The following is an 18,547-nucleotide window of genomic DNA, read 5'->3' as shown; positions in this document are numbered from 1 at the left end:
CCTGCGCCTCTCACCAGTTTCGAAATTTTGAAGGGGGCGAGTAAAGTCCGCCCGACCAATGAACGAGATCCTTTATCGACCGTGCGGCAAGAAGCTTACGATCGGCGTCGAGCGGGTTGATGCCCAAATCCTCAGGGCGTCGGATCACGCCCCGCTCTCTTAGCTGCTGGACAGCTCTTTTATCTCGGCCTCGGCCCACGTCTGTGTAACCGGCGACCCCGCGGATCGCTTGCTCGCGCTCTCGGGCGTCGCGGCAGAGCAAGAGATTGGCGATGCCTTCTTCCGTCACGATATGGGTGACGTCGTCGCCGTAGATCATGACGGGCGCCAGCTCCAGCTTGAGCTTTTCTGCGAGTGCGAGGGCATCCAGCTTCTCCACGAAGAGCGGCACGTTTTTCTCACCGAAGGTTTCGCCGATCTGAACTACCAGCTTTCTTCCTCGACGAAGCGGGGCCGGGCCGTTTGGATCCGCCTCTCGTCCCGCTTGGAGCCACGGCTCGCTTGGATGGCGGCGCCCTCGGGCGTCCGATCCCATGTTTGGCGCTCCGCCGAAACCTGCGATCCTGGACGTAGTCACGGTAGATGAATTTCCAGCGAGATCGATCTGGAGCGTAGAGCCGATGAACATGTCGCACGCATACAGTCCAGCTACCTGGCAGAACGCACGATTTGAACGAAGGGATCCATCCGGCCCAGTGAAATAAACATCCGAGCGAGCGCGGATGTAATCGTCCATACCTACTTCCGAGCCGAAGGAGTGGATCTGCTCGACCCAACCCGATTCGATAGCGGGTATGAGCGCTGGATGTGGATTCAGAGCAAAGCGGGTCGCAATCTTACCTTTCAATCCGAGCTTTTCACCAAATGTCGGAAGAAGTAGTTCAATTGCCGCCGTGCTGAAACCGATGCCGTGATTGAGTCTTCGAACTCCGTAAGGGGCGTAGATCCCCTTAATCGCGAGCATGGCAGTCAGGATTTGTGTCTCGGTAATCGCTGCGGGATCACGCGTGAAGAGCGGTTCGACAAAGAACGGCGTGTCGGCTTCGATGACGAAGTGGACCCGGTCGCCTGGAATGTCGACGCGTGGAACCTTATCCACGATCTCGTTAACCTGGGCGATGACGATGCCGTCCTTGAATGTGGTCGCCTCGACGACCGTAGGAGTGTCCTCGGTGTTGGGGCCGGTGTACAGATTGCCTTCCCGGTCCGCACTCACCGCGGCGATAAGTGCGACGTTCGGCGTGAGGTCGATGAAGTATCGAGCGAACAGCTCGAGATAAGTGTGAACCGCTCCAAGCTCAATCTTGCCGCCGAACAGCATCGTGGCGATACGGGCAGACTGAGGGCCGGAATATGCATAGTCGAGCCGTTTCGCGACGCCTCGATCGAACAAATCGAGGTGGCCAGGCAGGACGACGCCCGACTGCACCATATGCAAGTCATGAACTTTTGAAACATCAGCCGCTAGAAGGGCGTTTGTCAGAAGGTCGGCCTGCTTTTGATTATCCCCTTCCAGGCACACGCGATCGCCGGGGCGAATGACAGCTTCCAGCAAACGCGTGGCATCGTTTGCCAACACGATTTTGCCGGAAGCGACCGCACTGCCTGCTTGCACACGAACATCGCGGTTGTCTCGTTGGTGTTGCCAGTTCATCGTCATGTCTGCTCCTGCGGAAATCGGGTCTCAGAGGTGACCGCCGACGCGACATGGGAGATCGGCACCGACGGTCGACTTTCATCGAAATTTACTTCTTCGCAGACTTCGCTTCGGTCTCGGCCTTTCGAGCGGCTTCGATGATGACCTCTGCCACTTCTTTGGGATGCGATTCATAGACCGAGTGGCTTGCGCCCTTGATCTCGATCGTGTGGCTCTTCGCGCGCTCGTAATACCAGCGCTCCAGATCGGGGTTGATGATCTGGTCGTTGCCCGCGACGATCGCCCAGCTCGGTTTGGTCTTCCAGGCCGCCGCTGTCAGCGGCGTTGTGAACACTTCCGCGGCAGCAAGCACTTGAGAACGCGATTCGAACACAGCTTGCTCATGCGGCATGTCGGGGGCGAACAGCTTCGGAAATTCCACTGGGTTCAGATACGTGTAGCCGTCCGGAGTCTTTTTGATCGCGCCCTCCGTCTTCGCCAGTACGCTTGGCGTCTTCTTTCCAAGCGTACCTTCGTCTTCGCCAACATCAGGGGCGTGGGCCGCCACATATACAAGAGCGGACACGTTCGGATGAACGCCGGCCTCGGTGATGATTGAGCCGCCGTAGCTGTGCCCGACCAAAAGCGTGGGTCCTTCCTGCATATCGAGGACACGCTTCGCCGCAGCGACATCATCCGCGAACGAGGTCTCGGGCTCTTGAACCATCGTAACGTTGAAGCCTTCCCTGGTCAGGATTTCATAGACAGGTTTCCAACCCGATCCATCCACCCAGGCACCGTGAACGAGGACGATGTTCTTCAGGGTTTCGGCGTTTGCGGGAGCACCGAGGGCTACGAGCGGGAGGGCCAATGCGAGCGCCAGATACGTCTTGAGTTTTTTCATTTCCACAGCTTTCTCTCAGGTTGGGTTGGGTCGAAGGAGGCGGTACTTGTACGAATGCTCGGACACTCCGAGCGCAGTGGTCGGAGGCAATATGCCGCCGCCGCCACGGACGGCGTCCGTGGGCCTTATTCAGGTCCGGCGGTATCCTTTAAGGCTGTCGCTTCGTGTCGTGAGAATGTTGATCTTCTGAAGCGCTAATGACCAAAATCTAGCTGCCTATGATGGAGCGGAAAATCACACCTACGGATAGGATCGACACGACCATCGATAGTGTCGGTTGCCGGCGCACCGAATCAACGATTGACATCCCGCATCAGGATTTCCATGCGATAGATTTGAGCGTCGATTGGATCCAAAGGCGCGCTCTCAGGTTGAGAAGGTTGCTTGGCTTCGGTTTCGCGGTTGATGGGCGAGGGATCGAGAAAGTCGCTATTCGCCTGATCTGCGAGTTTTCTCAAGCGCTCTGCCGCGTCAGGGGTATCGGAGCGAGCCAGGTAGATCTGTCGACTTAGCATCTCTGCTTCCTCCGCGATAAGGCGCAGGGTGCTTTGCAAAGCCTCTGTCGGTCGAACTGAAGCGGGCTCAAGCGGAAGAAGGCTGAACAACTTTCGCATCGCTCCTATCGATCCGCCGATATCGGCAGTCAACGCTGCGGCATGTCCCCGCGCAGCTGTTGGAATCAGGGCAAGAGACGCGAGTCCCTTCAATGCCTTAGAAAGGTTCGTTCTCAATGCGTATTCAGTACCTATAGGCCAAATTCGAGTGGCCACGAGATACATGACGGTGTTGCCGAGGAGGATCCCGATCGTTCGATCCCGAGCCAGCTCGAGGTCGATCCCCGGTGCGAAGCCTTGGAGGACTGAAAGAAAAAAGGCCAGGCCAACTTGTATCCCTGCATACGAAGTCCGTTCGACACCGTTGGTAATCCACGCGGCGATGAAGGTTCCCGCGAAAACGAGAAGCATGAGGTGACCGATGGAGTGCATATGCGGGATCAAGAAGACGATCGAGAGCAACCCCATGGCGGCGCCGATCAAACAGCCGAGTATACGCATTCCCAGTTTCTGAATTGTCTCTCCCGTCGTACGTAAGGAGACCACGTAGCAGGTGATCATCGCCGTATGAATCCCGGCCCAGTTAATGCCAGCATAAAGAACGTAGCATGTCATAGCGGCTGCAGTTGTCTTCAGCGCATATCGAACGTGCTCCGGATTTCTGAAAGCATCGCTAGCGAAAAATGGCTCGCTGGTACCCAAACGATAAGGCGAATGCTTCTGGCCGGCCATGGCGGCAAGCGCACGATATGCGGCCGAAGCGGCCGGCGTCGCATCATCCGACAATGGCGGGGGAGGTGGCGGTGCCTGCCCGGTTTTGAGACCCTCGACGACGCGACCAACATGGGAGAAAAGCATCTGCCGGTCGGTGGAGCCCTCCTCCGACTTCATCGCTGACGTAGCAAGCAGCAATTGATAAGATGCCGTGATGTCATCCTCTATCCGCGTCGCCCTCTTGCTCGACACCAAACGGAACAAGCGGACGAATTTGAGTTTCGAAAGAGGCTCGGCGTTGCCTCGCTGCAGGAGTTCGCGCACAGATTGACTACTCGTCGTGCTTGGGAACGAGAGCTCGTCTCGCACTGCCACAAGCCGATGGAGAAGGTTGTCACGGAGAATGGCGACCGTGGAGCGGCCCAGTAATATGTTGAATGCGACGATCATCATCATGGGGAGTGCAACCAGTTCCCATGCAAACCTAAGTCCTTCGGTAATGATCTCGCCGCTGGATGCGGTGTAAATCAGCGACAGGATGTCGGCAACTATGAGAGCTACTACGCCTCCAGTCGGTCCCAATTTACTGGCTGATCCAAGGAACAGCATCGTAAACGAGACCGTCGCCATCAAGAGCAACCTCAAGCCCGGTGAACCTATAGTTAGCACGGTCAAGATCGTCGCCAGCGCAATGACGACGGTAATGACGAATGTCAGCGTCAGAGCGACCACCACGCTCGCGCTGCTGTCGGGTTTCATGACAAATGTCACTAGATAGCAACTCACCGCCACCTCGGGCGTCTGAAGCGACATCGCGACAGCGGCTACCAATGCGGTGAGAACTGAGACCCGCCAAGTAATCGCGAGTCGTCCAGGGAACGGCGCGAGGTCATCTACCAGATGCTTCACCAATCGAACCGGACGCCATTCAGCAGCTTTGGTCATGATGCACCACAACGACGGCAGAAGCTCCTATGCGAGTGAGCTGCTCCGGCGGGTCTATCAGCTTAATTCTGACTGGAAAGCGTTGCTCGAGCCTGACCCAGTTCAGGGTCTTCGGGACGGAGGGCAGCGCCTGTGGAGAATTGACGAGTTCGTCAGACGTCACTCCCCAGCCGATCCCATCGACCTTCCCCTTAATAGGGCGGGATCGGTCGGAGAGAACATAGACGGTCGCACAGCTTCCAACCTTGATGTTAGTGAGTTCGACCTCCGAAAACGACGCGGACGCGTACCAGTTTTCGGTGTTTATAAGCGTAAAGATTGGCTGTCCCGCGCCGACGACCTGACCGGTCGATGTGGTGACACCCACCACTCGGCCATCGTGAGACGCCCGGATCGTGGTGTACGCGAGGTTATGTCGAGCTATCGCGAGAGCAGCTTGACTGGATTGCACCGAGGCGTTGGCGGAGTCGAGCGTGTTGACGACGATCGTCGCTGCTTGGGACTGGTTCTTCGCCTGCTCAACCGCGATTTTAGCATTATCTCTCGCAGTCCGCGCGTTATCCACTTGCTGCTTGCTAACGCAGCATGGAAAAAAGGGCAGTGAGACGGGCCAATGACTGCTCTGCAAGGTCAAGGTCTTCCTGCGCCCGCGTAATCTGCTCGGTTGCGACTTGAGCGCTGGATTGCTGACCCCCGATATTCCTGGCCTGGGTATCTCTGGCAGCCTCCGCCACTCGTAAATCAGCTTGTGCCTGGTCCACCGCAAGTTGGTAGGGAAGCGGGTCTATGGTGATCAGAAGATCTCCTCGTTGGACTTTCTGATTTTCGGTGACGGAGAGCTGGTTGATCTGACCGGTGACTTGTGACGCGACATTGACCGTATCAGCCGTGAGTATGGCGTCGTCTGATAGAGGATTGGTCACGGAATGCTGGTAGTAGAGCCAACTTAAAGCGATCCCCGGAATGATTAGAGCGCACGTTGCGATGATTCCAAAGATGCTCCTCTTATCGGCATACGCTGAGGCCTCCATGGTCAGCGTCCATATACAAAAAGCGATACCCCGAAGGCGATCGTTGCTGCTACGCAGACATACACGATCGACCGCAATGGAAGCTGGTCATCCATGCCAGTGGAGACGAAGATGGCCCGAACGACAACCGAGCCGATCACCCCAATCACCGCGCAGAGAAGCCAGGAGGGGAAGAAGGCTCCAAACAGAGGCAGGGAGGGGCTTGCTTTGGGTGTGCATCCTGCAAGGAAAGCCACCGATACCGAGAAGAGGCCCACCAGTGCTCCTCCGCTCCGTCTGATGGGCGCCGACGCGGCGCCGAACTTCACCCGATGAGAGTTCGTCGAGCCGGCGGATGCAATCATGCTCATGAAAGGCTCCTGCTTTATTGTGCTGGTACCCAAGTGTTCGCCCGGGATGGCCCTCCAAACAACTATCCGCAAGGGTGGTATCGGTACATCGTTCGGTTGGCCTATTGCAACGGTGCCGGCCAGGGCGACGCGCGACAGCATGATCACTACGTCCAGGCGCTCTCCAAGATCGAGACGGTTGCATCAAGCGGCGGCGAATCAATGCAAGCGAGAGCGTTCGTTTCTGTTTTTGGCGGCCAGAGGATTGCTTCGATGTCGAAACCGCCGTCTTCCAGAGCCCGGTAGGTCGCCAGGCCATCGGTTAGACCACTCGCGGAGCCACCGCGTTGCCAATCTGCTGCGCCACTGAATCCTTGCTCCCCATGCACTCGAAATCCCAACGACCACCGCGCACGTCGCCCACTTTGGTCCGACGTCTCGGTAGTGCGCCGGGCGTTTTAAATTGCCTGCGGTGTTGTTGATCCATTCCGGCAAACATGACGCGTGGTCGGTTTGGGGGACACCATGCCTTGGGTGTTACCTTCTGCAATCAGCACTTGTAGCCGTCTCGCCCAGCTCCGTTAAAGAGCCGTGCCCTGGTCCGCATGCTTTCCGAAAAATGCTCCGCGAACGTTCTCGAAAGGAAGGCTGTTGGCCGTATCTCCCGCACATTGCGAGCGCCTACCAGAAGAAGGTGGTCTCGAGTATTGTCTCTTCCACGACCAGCGCCTCCTTCGGAGAATGCCCAACAGGGTAGGCCGCCGCAGAGGAGATCGATCTTGATCAGATTGTACTAAAGAACGTGCCAATGAGGCCGGTCCGGCCGTAGCATCGCTACCGCGTCGCCGTCCAACTCGATATGGCCCAGATGATCGTATCCCGCGAAGCTCCAGACCGACAAAGTTCAAGAGCTGACGGCCATTTCTGCGGGAGCTGGCGCACGATCTCCTGCATCGCTTGTTGAACGCTCGTCGAGCTAAACCGATAATCACCAGCTTCCTTTTGACAGCTGGCGTGGGGAAATACACGCCGCTCAGTTAGTGTCCGAGCAGGACGGTTTGCCCGACTGATTCCAGCCAGTGCAGTAAGGGTAGCATGCATGTCACCCGTGACCCTTTCGTAGGCATTAGCCTTTCGATTTGTCGGATCCGCTGTGCGCAAGCCAAACGCTCTCATGGGCCCACGTCCGTCGTTCTAGCGATGTCAGGCATGATCTTGCCCATCTCCATCGCATTATTCGCGCCCACTTCCAGCAATCCGATCACGATCTGATCATCAGGGGCGTTGGTAGCTGCCTGCAGAAGTTTCCAAATATGGGCTAGGAGTTCGCGCTTGTACTCGTTCGTTCGCCCACTGCGTATGTTCGCCGTCAGACTGACGGTGGGCGCGGGTAGGCCTGCGCTGAAGCCGCTACCTGGCTCGAAGTCTTGGAAGACGATGTGCACCCACTCGGTCGGCACGCCTGAAAACTCTGAGTGGAGATTAGTCAATTGTCCCGCGAGAGACGCCTTCCTGGCTTGGTCGAGGTAGTTTCTCTGCGTCATGATCGTATACAGCGGCATACAGCAGCTCCGGTTTCCGAGTACTGATGGGTAACGACTAGCGAAGCAGGTTCTTCTTCGCGAGATCGATTATTTCGCCCGCTCTACCGTCGAGCACCGCTTGCAACATGAACATTCCAAACTTGTGGGCGTCTTTCATGCTAGTCGCGGGTGGCATGACAAGTTCCTGTCGAGCGCTGACGACATCGAGAAGGGCAGGGCCGTGATGGGCCAAGACCTCCTACATTGCTTCTTTCAGGTCATGGGGAGATTCAACGCGGACGCCTTTCACGCCCATCGCTTCGGCCATGGACGCAAAGTTGGGGTTGATCAACTCGCATCCGGTGTCGAGAAAGCCGGATGCCTTCATTTCCATCTCAACGAACCCCAACGTTCCGTTGTTGAGAACGATTACCTTCACGGGTAGCTTCTGCTGGATGAGCGTAACGAACTCGCCCATCATCATCGAAAAGCCTCCGTCACCGGACATGGAGATGACCTGCCTGCCGGGGAACGCTGCTTGAGCGCCGATCGCGTGCAACATCCCATTCGCCATGGATCCATGATTGAATGAGCCAACGAGACGACGTCGCCCATTGAACTTGAGGTAGCGAGCAGCCCATGCAACTGGCGTGCCCACGTCGCAGGTAAATATTGCATCGTCGTCAGCAAGTTCGCTTGCGAGACGGTTCACATATTGCGGATGGATGTATCTGGTCGACGGTCCGTTCTCCGCGAGTGCGTCAAGGTCCGAACGAGCTTTTCGATAGTCTGAGAGCGCATCATCGAGATGTGCCGAATCAACCTTAGCTTTGATCCTCGGAAGCAACGACCGTAGGGTAGGTCCGGTTGATCCCAGCACGCCAATATCGAGATTGCAACGGTTCCCGAGTGCGGCCGCCCGAATGTCGACTTGTGCGATCTTCACGTCTGTGGGGAGGAATTGCCGATATGGAAAATCTGTCCCGACCATGAGGAGCGTGTCACAATTCTTCATTGCCCAGTAACCCGAGGCGAACCCAAGGAAACCCGTCATTCCGACGTCGAACGGATTGTCGTGCTCCACGAATTCCTTGCCGCGCAAGGCGTGGACGATGGGCGCCTGCAAGAGGCCGGCGAGTTCGACCACCTCGCTGTGGGCTCCCTTGCAACCGGCTCCACATAGCATCGTCACACGCTTGCTATCATTAAGGAGGTCCGCGAGGCGTCCGAGCTGATCGTCGGCCGGCATGATGACCGAATCTGCAGGCGCAAACCACTTCGGAATCGGAGCTGATAAAGATTGCAGAGCGACATCGCCGGGGATTACGACAACTGCGACCCCCTTTTGTCCGACAGCTACCCTAATAGCGCGTGCTAGGACTTGCGGCAATTGGTCGGCCTGGCTCACCAGTTCCACGTAGTGAGCGCATTCTTTGAAGAGTGTCTCTGGATGTGTCGCTTGGAAGTAGTCGATCCCGATCTCCGTGCTCGGTATATGCGCGGCTATGGCCAGGACCGGAACACCACTGCGTTGTGCATCGAACAGGCCGTTGATCAGATGGAGGTTTCCCGGCCCGCAACTCCCGGCGCAGACAGCCAGTTCACCGGTCACGTGTGCCTCGGCCGCCGCAGCGAATGCTGCTCCTTCCTCATGACGAACATGGATCCAGGCAATGGTTTCCAGGCGCCTCAAGGCGTCGCTGAAACCGTTAAGGGAGTCTCCGACCACGCCGTAGATCCGTTTGACGCCCATCTCGGCAAGGGTGAGGGCCATATAATCGGCCGCGGTTTTGCTCATGCCAGTCGTCCTCTTCGGGTTTCGATGGGCTGAACGGGCGAGCCGCCAGCAAGTCTTGCCAGTCAGGCAACGTAATTCTTAAGGATCGGAAGGTCGGTAACCGAGTAGGCCATACCGAAGCGGTAACCGCGGCCAACCTTCAGCGGCCTGAGCGCGTGCATGTCTTCCCCCTGAACTTCAGGGATGGTCAGTTCCGCCGAACCGGCCCAGAAGTCTGAGAAGTTGAGGTTGTCCATCTTCGACAGGGTCAGTTCGTTCACTGCAGGTTTGTCCTGTCGGCCGGCGGTCAAATTCGGGAAGTAGCGGCGGATCGTTGTGGGCCTGCTAAATACCGTGGCGGGATCCACCTTCTCCTCGAGCTGAATCCGCGCGGTTGCCATTCGCTCTCCATGAGCGGCCACGCTTGCTCCGAACCGGCTACCTGGGGCAAGAGGGCAGGCTGCAGGACTTTGAGCGGAGAAGCTTCGGGTCTGAAAGATGCTGCCAAGCTTCTTGGGATAGCCCTGGATCCAGCCGCGGGCGATCGCGGCGTCGTTGTCGACGAAAATGTAGGGGCAGAAATTAACAGGGCGATCGTCGAGACGAGCCTCGACGAGGACGAACGCTTCGCGATACTGGTAGCGCGCCGGATCCGTATGCTCATCGTTGGAGCCTGTGAACTGCCAGTCTAAGAACCAAAAGAATGCTCTGCCCGCAGATTGCACGTCAGGCGACATGCCCGGCGGCAACAAAGCGGCTATGGCCGCACGGTCGGCCCAGTATTCTATCGCGATGCACTCGCTCGAGTAGTGCCAGGGTGGCGGGGGCGTTGCCGAGGACTTGCCTTCGGGGGTAAGCGGTACGGTGTAGCCAATAAGCATCTCGGTATCTCCGTGTCATTTGGGATGCCGAATAAAGCCCGACATCGAGACTAATGCAGAGCACAGACGTGCTCGGAGTGATTGGTGGTGGCGGAACCGCCTAACCTTATCTGGGCATGATTCCGGGCCGGTTTCGCGATATCCGTTCGATGTCTTTGGGATCCATGTTCAGATGTTGTGCGACAAGCGACGGCGGCGTGTGCGACAGCCAGGATGACAATCCTACCTCCTGGTATTCGGCCACCTTGAAGACGGCCACAAATTTGAGATCGGTTGTGCCGGTGTTTTCTATGATATGGCCTTGGCTCTTTTTGACGTAACCAATGTCGCCCGCGTGGAAGTCGGCCGTCTGACTGCGTGGGCCTGCATCGAACACGGTCATGCGACCTCGTCCCTGCAGCCAGTACTGCCACTCGTCCGAGTTGGGATGCCAGTGCATTTCACGGACCGCGCCCGGTTTGATGGTTTCTATCGCCGCAGCGATTGTCTTCGAGACGGTGAAGGAGCTACTATCGGCAATATGTAGCGTTCCAGAGGAGTTCTGTCTGAACGGCGTCGACGCCTCTAGTCGATAGGTGAAAGCATGTTCCGGCAATCCGGCCGATGCGACAGCCTCCTTATCCAATGGCAGCGATCCCGGTTCTTTACCTTGGAAAATCCAAAGGTCTTTCAGAGGTATTGATTTGAAGGCTTCCTGTGGGATCCCAAAGTTTTTCGCAAGGAGCTCCGGCGAGGTATGGGCCATCCAGTCGGTGAGAAGAAGCGTTCCGTACTCTGATTGATCGCCCTCGTCGAATACGATCACGAACTCGCAGCCGTCCGGGCCTAGTCCTTGTAATGAATGGGGGAAGCCGGCCGGAAAGTACCAAAGGTCCCCAGGCCCGACGTCTTGGACGTATGCGCGGCCTTTGGCGTCAAGAACCGTTATTCGGCAACGCCCGTTGGTCATCATTGCCCACTCTGCAGCTCGATGCCAGTGCATCTCCCTTACGCCGCCCGGTCCAAGACGCATGTTTACACCGGATACCGCATCCGAAATGGCGAAATCAGCCTTGGTGACCTGTCGTGCCCAACCGCCGTTCTGAACCCTCTTGGGAGCGTTGTTGAAAGAAGACCAGAACAGTTGCGTGTCTCCGACGTCCGTTGAAGGAGGGCCTTGAAAAGCGGGAAGCTGATCTCCTAGTGCTGGATTCTCGGGGCCAGAATCATCTAAGCCGGTTGGATTGGCATTCACCGCGCACTCGGACGGGCGATCAGGATTGCCAACGGAGGCAGCTCTCGCGGTTATTGTTACGATGGCAGCGCCACCAAGCCCGCCAAGCGCGAGAGCTTTGCGTCTTGAAACACTGTCCATGGTGTCGACCCCTCCAGCCAAGGTTTATTGATTGCTCGATCGGAGCAGACGAGCCGTTCTGACGCATAGCGTTTCACTCGATGCACGGCTTGCCACTCACTGCTGAAGATAGCAGCCAGCCCGAGGTGCGCACCTATCCGGAGGTATGGCGCGTCTAACCTTTCCTCGTGATCGAGTGTCAGCCGTTCACACGGATTCACAACAATAAACTCGAATGCCCACCGATTTGGTGCCACGGATAGTCGCCGGTAGGGACGCTAATATTAGGTGTATGTTGCCTCAATTTGGGAGCACAGCAAATTGCTTTGAACCGGATTGGAGGGTCTCTTCATGAGCACGTTCGATCTTCTGAGATATCGCGCATTGCCAGTCTTGGCCGCATGGCGTGTCGAACGGCGTCGCTGGCTTATCCCACTCTGGATATCTGCTACTTCGCTGCTCGGTGTTGTGGCGCTACTTTGTGCCTGGTTCGGTCTCAATTTCACGACGGCAGCGTTTGTGCTTCTAATCATCGTCATGATCCTGTCTCTACTGGATAGCCTTGGCTCCTCTGTGATTTTTTCGATGGTGGCGGTGGGATATCTGAACTACCTTTTCGTCAATCCGCTTCACACTTTCTTAGTCGGCACAGAGCACGACGTAGTCACGCTAGCCGCATTCCTGGTGTCTTCGCTGTCTGTAAGTTGTCTAATTCGCTTGGTCCACGGTCTAGGGGCTGCTGAACGCGAACAAAGCCGGTTGTTGGGTTTAACCAATGACGCAGTCTTCGTCAGAGACGCGGATGATCTGATTATATTTTGGAACCGAGGTGCTGAGGAACTCTATGGCTGGTCGCACAGCGAGGCGATGGGCCGATTGGCACACGAGCTGCTTCACACCGTCTTTCCAATACCGTTAGGAGAGATCAACGAGGTTCTTCAACGGTCGGGGCCGTTGGGAGGGAGAACTACTACATAAGACGAAGCACGGCAGAGAGGTCACGGTGGCAAGTCGTTGGTCGCGGCGAAGCAGCGAAGACCCGCGCCTGCTAGGGACGTTGGAAAGCAATACGGACATCAGCGAGCGACGCCGTGCGGACGAAGATCTCAGGCGGAGCCAAGCCGCATATCTTGCAGAGGCTCAGAGACTGAGTCACACCGGTAGCTTCGGATGGGACGTTGAGAATGGGGACATCTTCTGGTCCGATGAGACCTTCAGAATATTCGACGTCGCTCCGGATACGGCTCCGTCGCTACCTCTGATCCTAGACCGCACTCATCCTGATGATAGAGCACGGATGAAGGAACTCCTCGATCAGGCGATAGCGACAAGAAGAAACTTCGACTGCGAACATCGGCTCTTACTTGACGGCGGTGCCGTCAAACACCTCCGTGTCGTCGCAACGTTCTCCGAACGGAAGGAAGGATCATCCCGCTTCGTAGGCGCTGTTATGGACATATCGGCCCAGAAGGAGGCTTACGATAGCCTTGAGAAGAGCGAGCAACGATATCGTCATTTGTTCGACCGCATGCCAATTGCGCTGTGGCAGCTCGACGCGAGCAAACTCGTTACATTGTTCAACGAACTATCGCAGGCAGGCGTAGCGGACTTGGACGCACAATTCGACTTGGATCCGAAATTGCTCCATTTATGTATGGAAGCACTGATTTTCGTAGAAGCCAATGAGCGCGCGGTAGCTCTGTTCGGTGGAGACGACCCCAAGGATTTCGTCGGACAATCGGTAGCCAAGGTTTGGGCAGCCAGTCCAAAGACCTTTCGCCGTGCAATGGTTTCACGATATCAGGGTAGGGTAAGCTTTGAGGAGGAGACAAAGATGGTAGCGTTAAACGGTCGCGTTATCGATGTACTCTTCACTGCAGCACGAGTGGGTCGAGCAGAAAACCCTGATACCAGTCTTATAGGCGTCATCGATATTTCCGAGCGACTACAAGCGCGGGAGCGGCTGCAACAGATTCAAGCTGAGTATGCCCATGCGGCGCGGTTGTCCGTGCTTGGCGAACTCACCGCGTCCATCGCCCATGAAGTCAACCAACCCTTGGCAGCAATCACCACGGCGGGTGGGGTAGGTCTACGCTGGATTAATCGTAGCCCTCCTGACTTGGACGAAGTTCGCGAGTCCTTGAACTCAATGGTCGTGGATGCTCGCCGCGCATCGGAAATCATCGCTCGAATTCGAGCCAGTGCGACACGAAAGGCACCGGAGAGAGTCTATATTTCGTTGTCCGAAGTAATTGAAGAAGCCCTGCTATTCCTCCGGGCCGAGATCGAGTCACGATCCGCAGTGGTTGTTCACACAAGCGCGACGGGAATACCGTCCATACTGGGCGACCGCACTCAGCTTCATCAAGTCTTCGTCAATCTCATCATGAATGCGCTTCAGGCAAATTCCGGCCACCCGACGATTCCGGAAATTACGATTCACACGCAGATTATCGAGCGCGAGAAAGTGCTCTGCACAATAGAGGATAACGGTCCCGGCATCGAAGCCTCGGATCTGCAGCAACTTTTCAACAATTTCTTTACGACTAAGGAAAGCGGCATGGGAATGGGACTGCCGATATGCAGAACGATTGTTGAGGTCGCACGGGGGATTCATAAATGCTGGCACGAGAAGCGGAGGCGACGGCGCGTGTTTCTCGCTCATGTTGCCGGTGACGCAGCCATATGCGGCATTGGGGTGACGTTCCTCAGAGTCGCAATGCGGCGCTCAGTTTAGCAACGAGTAAATCGGCATCGATTGGTTTTTTTAAGAAACAGGCTGCTCCGCTCTCAAACGCCTTCTCCTCGAGGCTAAATTCCGACCGCGCCGTTATGACGATGACAGGGAGCGACTCGTATTCAGAAGTGATGATCGCTGTGAGCTCGATACCGCTCATCCCCGCCATCTGGACATCGGTTATAACGCATGAGCAACGCTCTATAATTTGAGAGTTTAATAGCTCCTCCGCCGAGCCAAAACCATGCGCTTCGTGCCCCATTGAATGCACAAGCCGTACGAGGGAGTTTCGGAGGGAATGATCGTCGTCGACAATTCCGATGAGTATTCCCGCTCTCACTTTTCACCCTTGCGTTCCGGTTTGCCGGCGATTTGGGGTTCAAGAACCCCTGGCGATCGAAAATCTACTCTCCAGTGCCGACAGGGATCAACGGCCTTACCATGTCGGCCATGCGAACAAGGTCCGGAAGGTTGCGTGCTTCCATCTTCTGCATAGCGGCACGTCGGTGAAGTTTTACCGTCACCTCGCTTATTCCTAAATCTGCAGCAGTCTGCTTGTTCATCCTTCCGGTCGTCGCGATCATCATTACTTCCTGCTCGCGAGGCGTTAGCTTAGCGAAACGGCCGTAGATGACCACCGCCTGGTCCATCGTGCTACGTCGCTCTCGATCGCGGCCAATGGCAGATGCGACGGCGTCCAACATGTCTTGATCCCGAAAAGGCTTTGGAAGGAAGTCTACGGCTCCAGCCTTCATCGCCCTGACGGACATTGGGATGTCGCCATGGCCAGTCATTAGGATTACCGGAAGAAATATGCCTAAGCTGTTGAGCTGACTCTGAAATTCAATGCCGCTTGTGCCAGGCAACCGGACGTCGAGAACCAGACAGCCTGGTTTGTCGTGTGCACGCCCCTCCGTGAACTCTGCAACTGATCCGTAAGCTTTCGCAACCAAGCCTACCGACCTCATCAAGCGGCAAAGCGCGTACCTTAGAGATTCGTCATCTTCGACGATGTGAACCACGGCTTGCTTGGTCAGTTCCTGCGACATGTTTTCACTTCGGACATTGAGGGGAAACAAAACCTAATCGAGAGATGATAGCACTCGTCGATACATCCGGGTATCACCCTTAAGTTTAGCGTCGCTCCGCCCTCGAACACGGTGGTTTCTGAGGCGACAGCCATAGGTCCGGCCGAGATACTCGCTCCGCGTGGATGCCTATCAGATCCGTGACGCATGGGATCAGTGATAGCTGCCTGCATGGCTTTTCCCCTTGAACAGCCAATAGACGATGACCGTGTAGATCAACGTAATAGGCATGATAAACAGCCCGGCTCCCCAAAACATAAACGACAAGCTTGAAGGGGGCGCCGCGGCTTGGTTGATCGTGATCGTAAAAGGGATCATGTATGGAAGGAAGGATACGGCAAGAGTTCCGAACGCCGAGAGAAATAGCAGGACAGTGCCGAAAAACGGCCATCCGTCGCGGCGCGACCTAACCCCCTGCATGATCAACGCGCATCCGCAGACGCCTACTAAGGGAAACAGAGCTAATCCAGGGCGCTCGAGCCAGCGACGCATCACGGGAAGCTCTATCAAAAGCGACACGACGAACGAAACCGCGAGGAATGCAAGCACTCCCAGAAGCAATTTCGGTATAATTTGGTAGCCTCGCTCTCTCACGTGGCCCTCGCACTTCTTTACCAGCCAACCGGCCCCTAGCAAGCTGTAGCCCAAGCATAGGCCGACGCCACATAGCACTGAGAATGGCGTGAGCCAACCGAAGGCCGTACCCGTAAAGCGGCCATCCGTGTTCGGGATTCCTTCGATGATCGCGCCCACAGCAGCTCCTTGGACAAAGCCTGCAACGAGGGAGCCGACGGAAAAGCCGGCGTCCCACAGCCACTGCTTCTTCCTACTCTTCTCCCGGAATTCGAACGCGACACCGCGAAATATCAACGCGGCTAGAAGAATGATGATCGGGAGGTAAAAGGCGCTGAGCACGAGCGAGTAAACGACAGGAAAAGCACCGAACAAGATCGAGGCAGTGAGTACCAACCATGTTTCATTGCCATCCCAGATCGGTGAGATCGAGTTCAGCATGTGCCGCTTGACGTCTTGGCTTCGGCTCGTTGCGAAGAGCATGCCGACACCCAGATCAAACCCGTCGAGAATAACGTAAAGGGCAAGCGTCAAGGCGAGGGCTGCAGTCCAAAATTCGATCATGGTTGTTTACTCCGCAAAATCGGGGGGAGTGCCGGGACTTCCACCCGGCACCGCCAACGGACGTTTTGGATTTGCCCCTTCGCCAATTTCGTGATGCGTCTCTTCAGGGCCTGCACGAAGCATTCGATACAAGTATGCAATCCCCGCGGCCGAGATCGATGAGTAGATGACGGCAAATGCTGCGAAGCTGATCGTAACCTGTTGCACCGTGAGCGACGGCGTCACAGCCTCGGCGGTGCGAAGAACGCCGTAGACTGCCCATGGCTGTCTGCCGACTTCCGCCGTGAACCAACCCGTTAGCGTTGCGATGAAGCCAAGCGGAAAACTCAGGAAGATGCACCAGTTCAGCCAACGCTGGTCGGTCAACTTCTCCCTAAATCCGAGCCACGTTCCATACCACGCGAGGCCCAGCATCAGCAGCCCACAACCGACCATTATTCGAAATGCAAAGAATGGGATCAGTACCGGCGGTCGTTCGTTCTTCGGAAATGACTTCAGGCCAATCTCTTCTGAAGTGAGGCTCATCGAACCTATGAGGCTACCGAGATAGGGGATTGATACCTCGAACTTATTCGTCTCTGAAGCTTCATCGGGAAGCGCGATAAGAACCTCGGAAGCTGGCTTCTCATTTTTCCAGCGTCCTTCGATCGCGGCGAATTTGGCAGGTTGCTTATCGTGGACATAGTCACCTGTCAGGTGGCCGAAAAATAGCTGGAGCGGGACCAGGACCGCAGCAAGGCCGAGACCCATCCTGACCATGGCCACGCCCTCTATGTGAAGTCGTCGATCGAGAAGATACCAAGCGCCAGTAGCCGCAACACAAAACGAAGTTGTGATATAAGCAGCGAGGATCATGTGCGGGAACCGTACCCACACGACAGGACTGAATATAATAGCTGACCAGTCCGTCGGAATGAAAACACCGCTGGCGCTGATTTCGTACCCGACGGGCCACTGCATCCAAGAATTGTTCACCATGATCCAGAAAGAGGACAGGCTGGTTCCTGACGTTACCATTGCGCAAGCGATCCAATAGAACGACGGAGCCACACGCGGCCGGCCGAACATCATTACTCCGAAGAAGCTGGCTTCAAGTGCAAACGCTGTGAAACTCTCATACCCGAGGAGTGGACCTTGGATGGGGCCTGTCCGTAAGGAGAGTTCGCTCCAGTTCGTACCAAACTGGAATGCCATCACTATACCAGTGACCACTCCAAGGCCAAATGCTACGGCGAAAATCTTCAGCCAAAAGTCAAAGAGCCGTCGGTAGAGAGGGCGACCTGTCCAAAGACTGATTGCCTCTAGAAACGTCAACCAAGCCGCCAGGCCCACTGTGAAAGCGGGAAAGATGATGTGGAAGGAGACGGTGAAAGCAAACTGTATTCGTGAAAGAAGGAGCGCTGTTATCTCCATGCTGTCCTCTATCGCGCCGGTTGCTCGGTGTGCCGCATTTTTGTTTGATGGGGCCGGTGAAGCGTCGAGCATTCATCGACATTGCGAGTACGATGAGCGATTGCTCGTCCCGCCTGGCTACGCCTCGGACCACGGTCGAAGTATCGCAGGGATTGGTGGGAGCGACACTAACCATACGTACAGCGGACCTAACCTTACGTGTCTCGCACACCAACCCGGAGATCAGTACACAGCGAATTAGATCCCGCCACACTGATCGAAAGCGCCATCAGTTGCAGAGGAGTGTCTCGATTAAAATCGCGACAATGGCGCTAATCATAAGCTTTGGATGCGGGGGAGGGCGGTTGGTGCGCGTCGTGATGTTTCTGATACTAGCTTCGATGGTCGCAGGCATTGTCTCTACGCTTTTCGTGGCGCGCTCCGATGAACAAATACCACCGGGTTCTCCGCTCGAGCGACCTTTCAAATTGGAGAGGGACGCCTTCTAGGCAGCTGGGATCTTGAAGTTTTGGGCGGGGTTCAATGAAAAGATTATCAGGTGCGGC

General features: G+C 56.2%; 15 protein-coding genes and 1 pseudogene. 2 read left to right on the top strand and 14 right to left on the bottom strand.

What is annotated here, in order from left to right; genetic code table 11:
- Positions 1–10: 10 nt before the first annotated feature.
- The 10 genes and pseudogenes from mdcA to LVY75_04590 form a co-directional block, all read right to left on the bottom strand.
- Entirely contained in the window at positions 11–1,660 is a 1,650-nt protein-coding gene (gene mdcA / locus LVY75_04635) for a malonate decarboxylase subunit alpha (GenBank protein XAZ21233.1), read from the bottom strand.
- Between the two features lie 85 nt (positions 1,661–1,745).
- Positions 1,746–2,540, bottom strand: a complete 795-nt coding sequence (locus LVY75_04630; GenBank protein XAZ21232.1) for an alpha/beta hydrolase — start codon at positions 2,538–2,540, stop codon at positions 1,746–1,748.
- Positions 2,541–2,833: 293 nt separating this feature from the next.
- Positions 2,834–4,753: an FUSC family protein gene (locus tag LVY75_04625; GenBank protein ID XAZ21231.1), complete on the bottom strand. Its 1,920-nt coding sequence runs from the start codon at positions 4,751–4,753 to the stop codon at positions 2,834–2,836.
- Positions 4,737–5,318, bottom strand: a complete 582-nt coding sequence (locus LVY75_04620; GenBank protein ID XAZ21230.1) for an HlyD family efflux transporter periplasmic adaptor subunit — start codon at positions 5,316–5,318, stop codon at positions 4,737–4,739. The genes LVY75_04625 and LVY75_04620 overlap by 17 nt, the downstream gene beginning before the upstream one ends.
- Positions 5,319–5,328: 10 nt before the next feature.
- The gene (locus LVY75_04615; GenBank protein XAZ21229.1) at positions 5,329–5,784 is read right to left on the bottom strand and encodes a biotin/lipoyl-binding protein; all 456 of its coding nucleotides are present in this window, start codon (positions 5,782–5,784) and stop codon (positions 5,329–5,331) included.
- Positions 5,785–5,786: 2 nt separating this feature from the next.
- Positions 5,787–6,134: a YtcA family lipoprotein gene (locus LVY75_04610; GenBank protein XAZ21228.1), complete on the bottom strand. Its 348-nt coding sequence runs from the start codon at positions 6,132–6,134 to the stop codon at positions 5,787–5,789.
- Between the two features lie 1,151 nt (positions 6,135–7,285).
- The gene (locus LVY75_04605) at positions 7,286–7,675 is read right to left on the bottom strand and encodes a tautomerase family protein (GenBank protein ID XAZ21227.1); all 390 of its coding nucleotides are present in this window, start codon (positions 7,673–7,675) and stop codon (positions 7,286–7,288) included.
- A gap of 37 nt (positions 7,676–7,712) precedes the next feature.
- Positions 7,713–9,434: pseudogene (poxB, locus tag LVY75_04600) on the bottom strand (ubiquinone-dependent pyruvate dehydrogenase).
- 62 nt (positions 9,435–9,496) lie between these two features.
- Positions 9,497–10,294: an acetoacetate decarboxylase family protein gene (locus LVY75_04595; GenBank protein ID XAZ21226.1), complete on the bottom strand. Its 798-nt coding sequence runs from the start codon at positions 10,292–10,294 to the stop codon at positions 9,497–9,499.
- A gap of 106 nt (positions 10,295–10,400) precedes the next feature.
- The gene (locus LVY75_04590) at positions 10,401–11,648 is read right to left on the bottom strand and encodes a cupin domain-containing protein (GenBank protein XAZ21225.1); all 1,248 of its coding nucleotides are present in this window, start codon (positions 11,646–11,648) and stop codon (positions 10,401–10,403) included.
- 330 nt (positions 11,649–11,978) lie between these two features.
- On the opposite strand from LVY75_04590, the gene LVY75_04585 reads away from it, so the two are divergent.
- On the top strand, positions 11,979–12,605 hold the full coding sequence (locus LVY75_04585; GenBank protein XAZ21224.1) for a DUF4118 domain-containing protein: 627 nt from the start codon (positions 11,979–11,981) through the stop codon (positions 12,603–12,605).
- Between the two features lie 25 nt (positions 12,606–12,630).
- The gene (locus LVY75_04580; GenBank protein ID XAZ21223.1) at positions 12,631–14,364 is read left to right on the top strand and encodes an ATP-binding protein; all 1,734 of its coding nucleotides are present in this window, start codon (positions 12,631–12,633) and stop codon (positions 14,362–14,364) included.
- Here the strand turns inward: LVY75_04580 and LVY75_04575 are convergent.
- The 4 genes from LVY75_04575 to LVY75_04560 all read right to left on the bottom strand — a co-directional run bounded on the left by LVY75_04575 (position 14,336) and on the right by LVY75_04560 (position 18,002).
- On the bottom strand, positions 14,336–14,626 hold the full coding sequence (locus LVY75_04575; GenBank protein ID XAZ21222.1) for a response regulator: 291 nt from the start codon (positions 14,624–14,626) through the stop codon (positions 14,336–14,338). The two genes, LVY75_04580 and LVY75_04575, sit on opposite strands and share 29 nt — an antisense overlap.
- Positions 14,627–14,768: 142 nt before the next feature.
- Positions 14,769–15,413, bottom strand: a complete 645-nt coding sequence (locus tag LVY75_04570; protein XAZ21221.1) for a response regulator — start codon at positions 15,411–15,413, stop codon at positions 14,769–14,771.
- 192 nt (positions 15,414–15,605) lie between these two features.
- Positions 15,606–16,589: a cytochrome d ubiquinol oxidase subunit II gene (gene cydB / locus LVY75_04565; GenBank protein ID XAZ21220.1), complete on the bottom strand. Its 984-nt coding sequence runs from the start codon at positions 16,587–16,589 to the stop codon at positions 15,606–15,608.
- A 6-nt stretch (positions 16,590–16,595) separates the two neighbouring features.
- A complete protein-coding gene (locus LVY75_04560) occupies positions 16,596–18,002 on the bottom strand; it encodes a cytochrome ubiquinol oxidase subunit I (protein ID XAZ21219.1) in 1,407 nt (468 codons plus the stop codon).
- Between the last annotated feature and the right edge of the window lie 545 nt (positions 18,003–18,547).

It is taken from the genome of Sinorhizobium sp. B11 (assembly GCA_039725955.1).
In the GTDB taxonomy this organism is placed as follows: Bacteria; Pseudomonadota; Alphaproteobacteria; order Rhizobiales; family Rhizobiaceae; genus Rhizobium.
The sequence above is the reverse complement of the archived record's forward strand: the minus strand, read 5'-3'. Positions and strand labels throughout refer to the sequence as shown.